At 45.1% G+C, this 9,811-nt stretch carries 6 protein-coding genes; 2 read left to right on the forward strand and 4 right to left on the reverse strand.

What is annotated here, in order from left to right:
- Window positions 1-47 precede the first annotated feature (47 nt).
- Both GK047_RS29970 and GK047_RS27995 read right to left on the reverse strand, forming a co-directional pair.
- Window positions 48-4,613, reverse strand: coding sequence for a CBM96 family carbohydrate-binding protein (locus tag GK047_RS29970; RefSeq protein ID WP_240344331.1), 4,566 nt, complete (start codon window positions 4,611-4,613; stop codon window positions 48-50).
- A 300-nt stretch (window positions 4,614-4,913) separates the two neighbouring features.
- A complete protein-coding gene (locus tag GK047_RS27995) occupies window positions 4,914-5,333 on the reverse strand; it encodes a GTP pyrophosphokinase (protein ID WP_163953910.1) in 420 nt (139 codons plus the stop codon).
- A 162-nt stretch (window positions 5,334-5,495) separates the two neighbouring features.
- Here GK047_RS27995 and GK047_RS28000 point away from each other — a divergent pair, with 162 nt between their 5' ends.
- Window positions 5,496-6,482 carry an aldo/keto reductase gene (locus GK047_RS28000; RefSeq protein ID WP_163953912.1) on the forward strand — a complete coding sequence of 329 codons (987 nt, stop codon included), beginning with the start codon at window positions 5,496-5,498 and terminating at the stop codon, window positions 6,480-6,482.
- 251 nt (window positions 6,483-6,733) lie between these two features.
- Here GK047_RS28000 and GK047_RS28005 read toward each other — a convergent pair whose 3' ends face one another.
- The gene (locus tag GK047_RS28005; RefSeq protein ID WP_163953914.1) at window positions 6,734-7,435 is read right to left on the reverse strand and encodes a transposase; all 702 of its coding nucleotides are present in this window, start codon (window positions 7,433-7,435) and stop codon (window positions 6,734-6,736) included.
- A 630-nt stretch (window positions 7,436-8,065) separates the two neighbouring features.
- Between GK047_RS28005 and GK047_RS28010 the strand changes: the two genes are divergently transcribed.
- Window positions 8,066-9,574, forward strand: coding sequence for a thiol-activated cytolysin family protein (locus GK047_RS28010; protein ID WP_275901725.1), 1,509 nt, complete (start codon window positions 8,066-8,068; stop codon window positions 9,572-9,574).
- A gap of 155 nt (window positions 9,575-9,729) precedes the next feature.
- Here the strand turns inward: GK047_RS28010 and GK047_RS30785 are convergent, their stop codons facing one another.
- Window positions 9,730-9,810, reverse strand: a complete 81-nt coding sequence (locus tag GK047_RS30785) for a hypothetical protein (protein WP_481856064.1) — start codon at window positions 9,808-9,810, stop codon at window positions 9,730-9,732.
- Window position 9,811 lies beyond the last annotated feature (1 nt).

Genomic DNA, 9,811 nt, shown 5'->3' on the forward strand with positions numbered 1-9,811 from the left:
ACCTGAGACACTGTTATCCTTGTGAGCAATCAGCGTACACTTCCTGCTTATTTATTTACATTGTTGTTATATAGATTGCCGCCATTTATTCTAACATCATCATGCGCTTTCGTGCCTGTAGCTGCACTCGTCGCATAAACAACATAGCCCGGCACGCCATCTAAATTAACTGTATTGTTATAAAAAGTATTGTTCTTTCCTGTTCCATACAGGGAGCCATGAGTCCGTACCTGAAACGCATCCACCACATTAGCATTCCCATTCCGATACCCTTGGTTATTACGGACAACGGTGTTGATGCCCTTCACATCAATGAAGCTATCGGCGCTATTGTCGCCCGTGATACCCGTTCCATTGAAGTTACAATACTCAACAATCGTCCCGTCAGCGCCCTCTTTGATATCGATATGCTCTGCTGTAATATCGCCATTAAATACTGTGTATCTTATGACATTTCCGATGACGATATGTTCATAGGGCGTACTTTCATCTGAACCGACGTAAGCCCCTTCTCCATACCCGGCTTGATAGTTGCCCGTATCATAAATCTTAGAATATTCCAACGTATTATACGAGCTGCCATCCCTGAAATGCACGCCTTCATCCCCAATGAGATGAACTTCAACGTTATTCAGCAAGTTGTGATTGCCATTATCCACAACAATTCCTTTTTGTGCGTTCATAATGACAAGATCGCGAAGCTCCCAATAATCCCCTGTCAGATGAATGCCATAGGATCCATCATTCATCGCAACGCCTTTTAATGTGGCACGATTCTGGGGATCACAGCTTTTCATCACAATGTGATTTGCAGACGTCCCATTTTTCGGAGAGTAAAATAGACCTGGCCCATACGGATCTTCAGGAGTTCTGGGAATATCGCCGGCCGTTGAAACATCTCCAATGTATGCCCCTGGGGCAATAAGTATGACATCGCCGGGCTTCGCATTCTTCATTGCAGTCTGAATAGCGGCTGTAGAAGTTAGTGCGTTAGTGCAACCGGGCCCGACAATAACGTCGCTATCCGTGGTCACGCTGACTTGATTGCTTCCCCCGGAAGCATTGCCTGCCGCATCTTTTGCTTTTACCTTAAATGCATACGCCGTATTGGGACTTAATCCGCTCACTGTCGCGCTCGTACCCGGTACTGTAGCCGCTAAAGTCGAACCGTTATACACCTCATAACCCGTCACCCCAGTGTTATCCGTAGAGGCATTCCAAGTGAGAGACACACTTGATGACGTTTTCCCCATAACCGTTAGATTGGTTGGTACAGAAGGGGCCTGTGTGTCTCCTCCGCTGCTTCCCCCTCCATTGACCACAAGAATGGGGCGGGCAGCCGCATTGGCATTTTCTTTGGTCGCATAATCAGAACCCAAATCTTCATTCAGACCTGCAAGTCGGAAACTTGCCGCTCCGTCTGTTTGACTGTTAATGAAAGCGGTAACATCAAAATTTATATAGACGCCTTCTTGATTCACCGTTGCCGTACCCACAGGGGTTCCAGCTTCTGACGGTTGATTCGTTGCATTAAGCGTGGATTCGCTCCATCCATCATTGCTAATCCCCTTAGCTTCCAACGTGTAGGACGTCGTATTGCTGTGAATATTCGTCACATAAAGCTTTAATGCTGCTGAGCTTACAGGGCCGCTTAACGAAGACGTATTAAACTTCACATACCCTTTGCGATCGTAAGAGGCATTGGAAGATCTTAATTTGATGCTCATGGTATCCAAAGAACCATAATTGTCGCCTGCATACGTACCTCCGCGAACGAAGCTATCCGCTATCGCTGTTAGCGTAACCGGTGTATTCGGCGGATTGGGCGTACCTCCGCTTGTAGCTGCGCTAACCGTATTGCTTGCAGCGGATACGTTGCCAGCGGCATCTTTCGCCTTTACTGTAAACGCGTAAGTCGTACTCGCACTCAGCCCGCTTATTGTTGCGCTAGTGCCTGTCACGCTTGTCACAAGCGCCGCGCCGTTATATACCTCATAACTCGTTACACCGACGTTGTCTATGGATGCATTCCAGGAAAGCGACACACTGGAAGCGGTTGTAGCGGTTACTGCCAGACTCGCTGGCGCCGATGGCGCTTGGGTGTCTCCGCTTGTTGAATCTGAACCGTACACTTCAAATTCATACAAAGAATACCCGTAAGCTGTTCCTCTAGCCGTACCATACATCCTTACATATCTGGCATCTTGCGCTGGGAAAGTAAGCTCATCAATGGCCCCGTCCCCCGTTGTGGTTGAATAGACATCCGTCCAATTCGTAGGCGCTGCGCTATCGGTGGATACTTGGATTTTGTAATTCTTCGCATAGGCAGATTCCCACAATAATTTGACTTTGTTAATGCTTTTCTTCGCGCCAAGATCAACATAGATCCATTGCGGATCAATCCCCTCGGCGCTTCCCCACCGCGATATCGCATTGCCATCGAAGGCTTTAGCTGCTCCCACGCTCGTTGTTTCATTTGAACTGGAAAAACCAGTTTTGTTCAGAGCCAGATTCGCAGATGGCGGCGTCGTTCCGTTGTTTGTCGTTGCCGTTACCGCACTACTAGCAGCAGATAGATTGCTGGCAGCATCTTTGGCCTTCACTGTAAACGTGTAGGCTGTACTCGCGCTAAGCCCACTTACCGTCGCACTTGTGCTTGTAACCGATGCGGCTAAGATTGTGCCCCTATACACCTCATAGCCGGTTACGCCTACATTGTCGGTCGAAGCGCTCCATGAAAGTGTCACGCTGGAGGCTGTTGTGCTTGTGACTGCCAAATTCGCTGGTGTGGTTGGTGCTTGCGTATCCCCAGGATTACTGCCTTCACAATTTACCACAGCCGTTCCACTACCCAATAAGGAGTTTCCAGAAAAGGTTAAACAATCATACACACCAGCATTTGGAGCCGTCGAATAATCAACCTTTTCATTGTCCGTCCATGTGCTGATAATCGTTCCAGCAGGCTTCGCCAAATGCATCCATTTGGTTCCATCCCAACCTATTTCATAAATACGGTGAGGATCATTATAAGGTGCATACGTCGTATAGCTTCCACCCTGCGTTTGCTGCTTGCTCATTGTGTTGTTAAAAAACACATTTTGCTCGCCAGATGAACCTGACCACTTCGATGCATGAGGCCCCGCTGCGTACCAGATTGGGAACCAGGTTCCGCCTTCTGGCTCTGCCCCGCCCTCACCCTCGCCCCAGCTCCGATGAAGGAAAGGGACTGTAATCGTATTGTTTTCGATTAAATTATGACGCTCCCAACCACCATGCAGATTCATATCAACTGTCATCGTGTTACCTGAAACAACGTTGCCCGTTGCTGACCATTGCAGCGTTAAATGGCGAACGCGATCAATTGTATTGTTGATAATCTTACTATCATACAATTTGGATCCGCGGAAGTAGCCATGTCCGCCTTTTCCTTTATTCCATGCACCGAAAATGACATTATCCCGGAACTCCATGTATCTGGCGAACTCAGTAACGATGGGATGTGAACCTGTCATATAGGTGCGAATACCTTTCACCCATCCATTTTGGGCCCATTTAAAAACAATCGCATGGATCGCATATTCCGGAGCCTCATTCGTATATTTGAGACCAACGCCGCCAGGATTGCTGTTCGCATCATAATCGTTTGCGTTCTTATTGCTATATTGCGTATAAGAAATATCTTGTGTGAAATAAAAGTTTTCAAAACCGACCCCTTCTACAAGCTTGATCGGCATGACCTTGCTATAGTAAGTCGTCCCTAGAATTGTCCCGCCATTGCTAAACGGAATGTCAAATTCAAGTGGCTTATCAATCGTTAACGTATCACCGCTTAGACTGACGACCTTAAACATTTGACTGCGCATGTGCTGGTTAATCCAGTACGTTTCCGGCGCGCCCATCATTTGATAAAAATCAGTTGTATTTGCTGCGCCTACATAGATGGTGTCACCGACTTTGAATTTACTGGCTCCTCCGCTAGCCAATTTAACTTGGCTGCTGCCTTTCGTTCCGCCGCCGGCAGCGGCCACCTTAACGCCAGTCTTCCAATGGAAGTTAATACTGCCTTCGTAATCGGGTTCATCGGGGCTTTTATCCCGATCCTCCACACGAAAGGCTCCATATCCTGGCCATAGCTTTCCGTCTATGACGGGCAGGCCGTTTTCGGATACATAGGTGCTTGCTGGTTTGAACACGATTTTCGTCCCCGTGGCAGGATCGGTGCCCGCACCTCGAATTGTGATCCAACTCGCATCCACCCGCGTGAATTTACTCAGATCAATCTGCCCCGCAGGAAATTGTAAAACAGCCCGATTCGTCTCGCTGACCTTGCTGCCATTAACAGTAAGGGTCCCGCTGCGGATAGCGTCGATTACTGCCTGTAGCGCATCCGAATCATCCAATCCATCATTGGCCTTAACACCTTTGGTGGTTAAATCAATAACCGTCCCCCCCGTTGGCAAAGACGCCCCGCTTTTGTAACCCGCTTTAGACCAATCTGGAAGTGACTCGTGCACCCCCGCTGCCTCCACTTTCGAAACCGGAAGAAAACCCCAAGAAGAAATAGCAAGTGTCGCACCTAGCACAACTGCCAAACCTTTTCTCGCTATCAACAAAATTATTCCTCCTTAAATTTGAATTGTAGAGATGTCAGAATTAATCTAAATGACGAATTCCCCCCTTCAAACAATCAAATATCCAACTTCTAGGATGAAGAGTAATATTGTGATAATTAAGTTGTAATCCCATTCACCCGAATATGGAAGAGACTTTTTTTATATGGACTGTTGTTTTTTTTAGGTAACCTTTATGTAAGCAGGCCAGCACGCCATATTCTTACCATTCACAACATGAAAAAAGCGAGCAACCCGCTTAATAGGTTGTCTCGCCAAATTTTTCGTAACATTCACGTTAGATTAAAAAGTTAGTGCAGCCATTGCTTTCTTATATCTATTGATTCTCTCAAAATCCTTTTCGGTAGGATTAGGAATGCGGCTAATGTCTTGGTTATCTTCTAAGTCTAGAAGCTTCACCTTAGTGGCTAGCGGGTTTTGTTTAATTCTTAGTATAAACTCCTCATAGGACTCATCCACTCTTCTTGTCAAACCATCCAACGCATATAGAATCCCCTCACTAAAACCTTCACGTCTCAAATCAAACAATGTGTAGGCAGAATCCTCCACCACATCATGTAAGACGGCAACAATGGCTTCTTCCGTTGTCTTAGCTTTTGAAGCTAACCGAATCGGATGCAGGATGTATGGATTTCCACCTTTATCCGTTTGACCATCATGTGCTTTAGCAGCTAATAGTATCGCTTTAGTTAATGTACTCATTCTGACACCTTCCCCGGAATATGTGTTCCCATTTTATTATAGGTTACAAAGAGGAGATCGTGCAAATAAGCTTGCTAGCACTTGTAAAGGCAATTGGAGAAGACTACACTGAAGGCAGACTAGTCATATTATGGAAATAATATTATAGGAAGGCGGTATAGGATGAAAAAGAGAAGCTTAGGAACAAGCACCTTAGAGGTTTCGGCCCTCGGACTGGGTTGTATGGGCATGTCGGAATTTTATAGTGGCCGCGACGAAGAAGAATCCCTTCGCACGATTCATCTCGCTTTTGATCTTGGGGTTACGTTTCTGGATACCGCAGACATGTATGGGGTTGGAAAGAACGAAGAACTCGTCGGGCGAGCTTTGAAAGGACGTCGCGATGAAATTGTCATTGCAACAAAGTTCGGCAGTATGCGCGGCGAGGACGGCAAATTTCTCGGCATCAGCGGGCGCCCTGAATACGTTAAAGCTGCTTGCGAGGCGAGCCTGCGGCGCTTGGGTGTTGAATACATAGACTTGTACTATCAACACAGAGTCGATCCCAATACACCTATTGAAGAAACTGTCGGGGCCATGTCAGACCTGGTAACTGAAGGGAAAGTACGCTATCTCGGTTTATCCGAAGCTGCTCCAGAAACCATTCGACGTGCTCATCACATTCATCCCATAACCGCTCTTCAAACAGAGTACTCTCTGTGGAGCCGCGATGTCGAGGATGAAATTTTGCCGACTTGTCGTGAATTTGGTATCGGCTTCGTTCCCTACAGCCCCCTTGGAAGAGGATTTCTCACTGGACAAATCCAGAAATTCGAGGATCTGGCGGAAGACGATTATCGGCGCATGTCCCCTCGGTTTCAGGGCGATAACTTTCAAAAAAACCTCAATCTTGTAGAACAGATTAAAGAAATTGCTGCATCAAAAGGCTGTAAGCCTGCCCAGCTTGCCCTCGCATGGCTTCTCTCGCGAGGTGAAGACATCGTTCCGATTCCAGGGACGAAACGTCGAGAAAATCTGAACGAAAATATCGGAGCGCTTCACATTGAGCTGACGAAGGACGAATTAGCCCTGATTGACGAAATCGCTCCCCATGGCGCTGCCTCAGGCACCCGTTATCCAGAAGCTAATATGCGCATGCTAAACTTGTAACCTTCGTCATCTTCAATGGGTTTGACCCGTGGACATGACAGAAGGACAGGCTCGAACATCCGAGAGCACTGAAAAAGTCGATGTATTGTTGCCTAAAGCAGCATTGCATCGACTTTTTTTGCAATTACTGGAATTAACGCGAGTGGAATAGCCCTCTAAAGGGCTACTATTAACTGCGCTAGCTTCACCATTCGTTTAGCATTTACTGCAATTGCAGTTAGGACAGCTTGTATTCGCATGCCAAGAAGACCTCAGCTATACTGTGAATTCGCCAGGCCATGATGAGTCTTTAGCTCGTTATTCTTCTGCTCAATTTTGTATCTCATCTTGTAGCGTTTCTTAAACGCTTCAGATTCGTGGTATTCAACTGCGTTTTGTTTGAAATCAGGAACAATCGGAACGGAGTACGTTTTGGATTTAGATCCTGGTTTGTAGCAGCCTTCTTGCAGAGGGCAAGTGCTGCACTTATCCACATCAAAGAAGAATGTCAGCCGCTGGCACTCATTTCCGTTTTTTCGCCCCATTTTTGCTTTTCGAGTGCTATGATGCCCCGCAGGACACTCCACTGATTCACTGTCTTTATGGTACAGGAACTTCTCCTTTTGTTCGTCCTGATGCCCGTATAGCATCATGGCATTTAGCTTAATCGTTGGCGTAATTTCATCCTTAGCTAGGAGCTTGAGATTCGTGAAACTCCCATACGCTCGGTCGGCAAGCACCTCTTTGACGACAAGTCCTGTTTCAGCCGTTTGCTTCATTAGGTCGGGGAATGCCTTCGGATCGCTGGCGTTACCTGGTTCTACTTTCATTGCCGTAATGATGCCATCCTCTGTCATTGCGATGCTTTCTTTGTATCCAAAAAAGAAAGTTGTGGCGCTCTTCCAGCCGAAACGGGCATCGGGATCTATGGCAGACTGCACCCCTTTCCACGCTAATAACCGCTCATCGCTCACAATCTTTTTGGTCTCCTCAAGACGGGAAAATCCATAATGAACGAAAAGTCAATGAGTTGGTGAATTTGAATAAGTAAATGGTCTGGGGGATCAATTTATATAATTCGCTGTGAAAGGAAAGTGTTTGTTGTTTGTTTAGTTCTAAGATAATGTCACCTCAGAAGTAGTATATCAAATTACCGCGGTGAATGGATAAAGCTATGCAAGAAAAAAGACTGATGATCGCTCACCAGTCTTTTTTTTCTTATTCTGTAATCGTTTTTCAGTGCTCTCCCATAGGTATACAGACATTTAAAGAAGTCATGAAAAATCAATAAGCTCTCGCCGAAGGTATGCGGAAACCAAGCGGATCTTCCGTTTTTTTCTCACAGATCGATAGTTTAATAGAAGCAGCGGCGGAATAAGGTTATTGAGTTTGTCAAAAGTGTCTCGACTGGGCGAAGATGTGCCACACGGAAGGTTTAGAAAGAACCCGGTAAAGTACCTTCAAGAACTTGAAAACAAACACAGCGTGTTGGTCATTCCATCGTAATTTTTGTAAAGTATAAACATATGGAACTAAAAAACCGATATAGTATTATGGTGTCAGTGATTATTGATCCAAACTATTCTTATTGCTAACAGGAGGAGATGTTCATGAAGAGTTTGAAACATTCTACAAGCACAAAATTCCTCATAAGTCTGCTAGTCGGTTTAAATGTCTTTACTTATTCAAGTTTTTCCTTTGCTGAAACAGCCGTCTCGAATGATATCGATACGGGGATCGCTAGCCTGAATTATAATCGGAATGATGTGTTGGCCGTAAATGGTGATCACATCAATAGTTTCGTTCCCAAAGAAGGGATCCAGGCGGACGGGAAAATAATCGTAGTTGAACGAGAGAAGAAATCCCTCTCAACCTCACCCGTTGATATTTCGATTATTGATTCGATGACAAGCCGCACCTACCCAGGCGCAATACAACTTGCAAACCAGGCTTTTGTTGATAATCAACCTGATCTGATCATGGTTCCGAGAAAACCACTCAATATTAGCATCGATTTGCCCGGTATGAAAAATGAAAATACCGTTTCGGTGCAAAATCCATCCTATGGCACTGTTTCAGGTGCAGTCGATCAGTTAGTTTCGACCTGGAGTGACAAGTATTCGGCCACCCGCACTTTACCTGCAAGATTACAATATTCAGAATCTATGGTTTACAGCAAAAATCAGATTGCTAGCGCACTGAATGTAAACGCGAAGTATCTCGACAATACGCTCGGCATCGATTTTGATGCGGTTGCAAAAAGCGAGAAAAAAGTGATGGTTGCGGCCTATAAGCAAATTTTTTATACCGTAAGCGCTGGGCTTCCTAACAATCCTTCAGATCTATTTGATAGCAATGTGACGTTTGCAGATTTAGCCCGTAAAGGGGTAAGTAATTCGGCACCGCCACTTATGGTATCCAATGTTGCTTATGGCAGAACCATTTATGTGAAATTGGAGACGACTTCAAAAAGTAATGAAGTGCAATCAGCATTCAAAGCATTGCTTAAGGGTCAGGGCATTCAAGCAAGCGGGCAGTACAAAGACATTTATGAGAACAGTTCATTTACTGCTGTTGTATTAGGCGGCGATGCTCAATCGCACAATCAGATTGTCTCCAAAGATTTTAATGTGATTCAAAATATAATAAAGGAAAATGCACAATTCAGTCTTAAAAATCCGGCCTACCCAATTTCTTATACAAGCATTTTTTTGAAGGATAATTCGATTGCGGCCGTCCACAACAATACGGAATATATTGAGTCTAAGGCAAATGAATTTACGAAAGGGAAAATTACGCTAGATCATAGGGGTGCTTATGTTGCTCAGTTTTTTATATCCTGGGATGAGTATACATTTGATGCAAATGGACGTGAAATCTTGACTCATAAAACTTGGGATGGAAACGGCTATGATAAAACAGCACATTTCTCTACGGTAATCTCGCTGCCGCCGAACTCCAAAAACATCACCATTATCGCAAAAGAATGTACGGGCCTTGCGTGGGATTGGTGGAGAACCGTTATTAATGAATCCAATGTTCCATTAACAGACAATATTAAAGTTTCAATTGGAGGAACTACGTTGTACCCAAGCGGTGCAATCAGTAAATAATTGTATAGATTGTTAGAGTGGAATCTCTAAGAGTTAGTTCAGTGAATTCAGCAAACGGGACATGATTGAATAACAGAAAAAAAGCAGTCCAAGACTGTATTGCTCCAGCTTGAACTGCACCCCGTCAAGTAGACAGTACAAAAAATAAAAATTAATTAAGCGGCCTTGGTCCTGAATTCCTTCGGACTGAGGCCGTTTAGTTTTGCTTGTAATCGTTCGGTATTGTAAAAGTGGATA

Origin of the sequence: Paenibacillus sp. SYP-B3998 (assembly GCF_010820665.1) — a bacterium.
Taxonomy (GTDB): Bacteria; Bacillota; Bacilli; order Paenibacillales; family NBRC-103111; genus Paenibacillus_E.

Coding starts and splice junctions, on each gene's coding strand:
- GK047_RS28010 (WP_275901725.1), top strand. CDS start 8,066: ATGTTCATGAAGAGTTTGAAACATTCTACAAGCACAAAATTCCTCATA.
- GK047_RS28000 (WP_163953912.1), top strand. CDS start 5,496: ATGAAAAAGAGAAGCTTAGGAACAAGCACCTTAGAGGTTTCGGCCCTC.
- GK047_RS27995 (WP_163953910.1), bottom strand. CDS start 5,333: ATGAGTACATTAACTAAAGCGATACTATTAGCTGCTAAAGCACATGAT.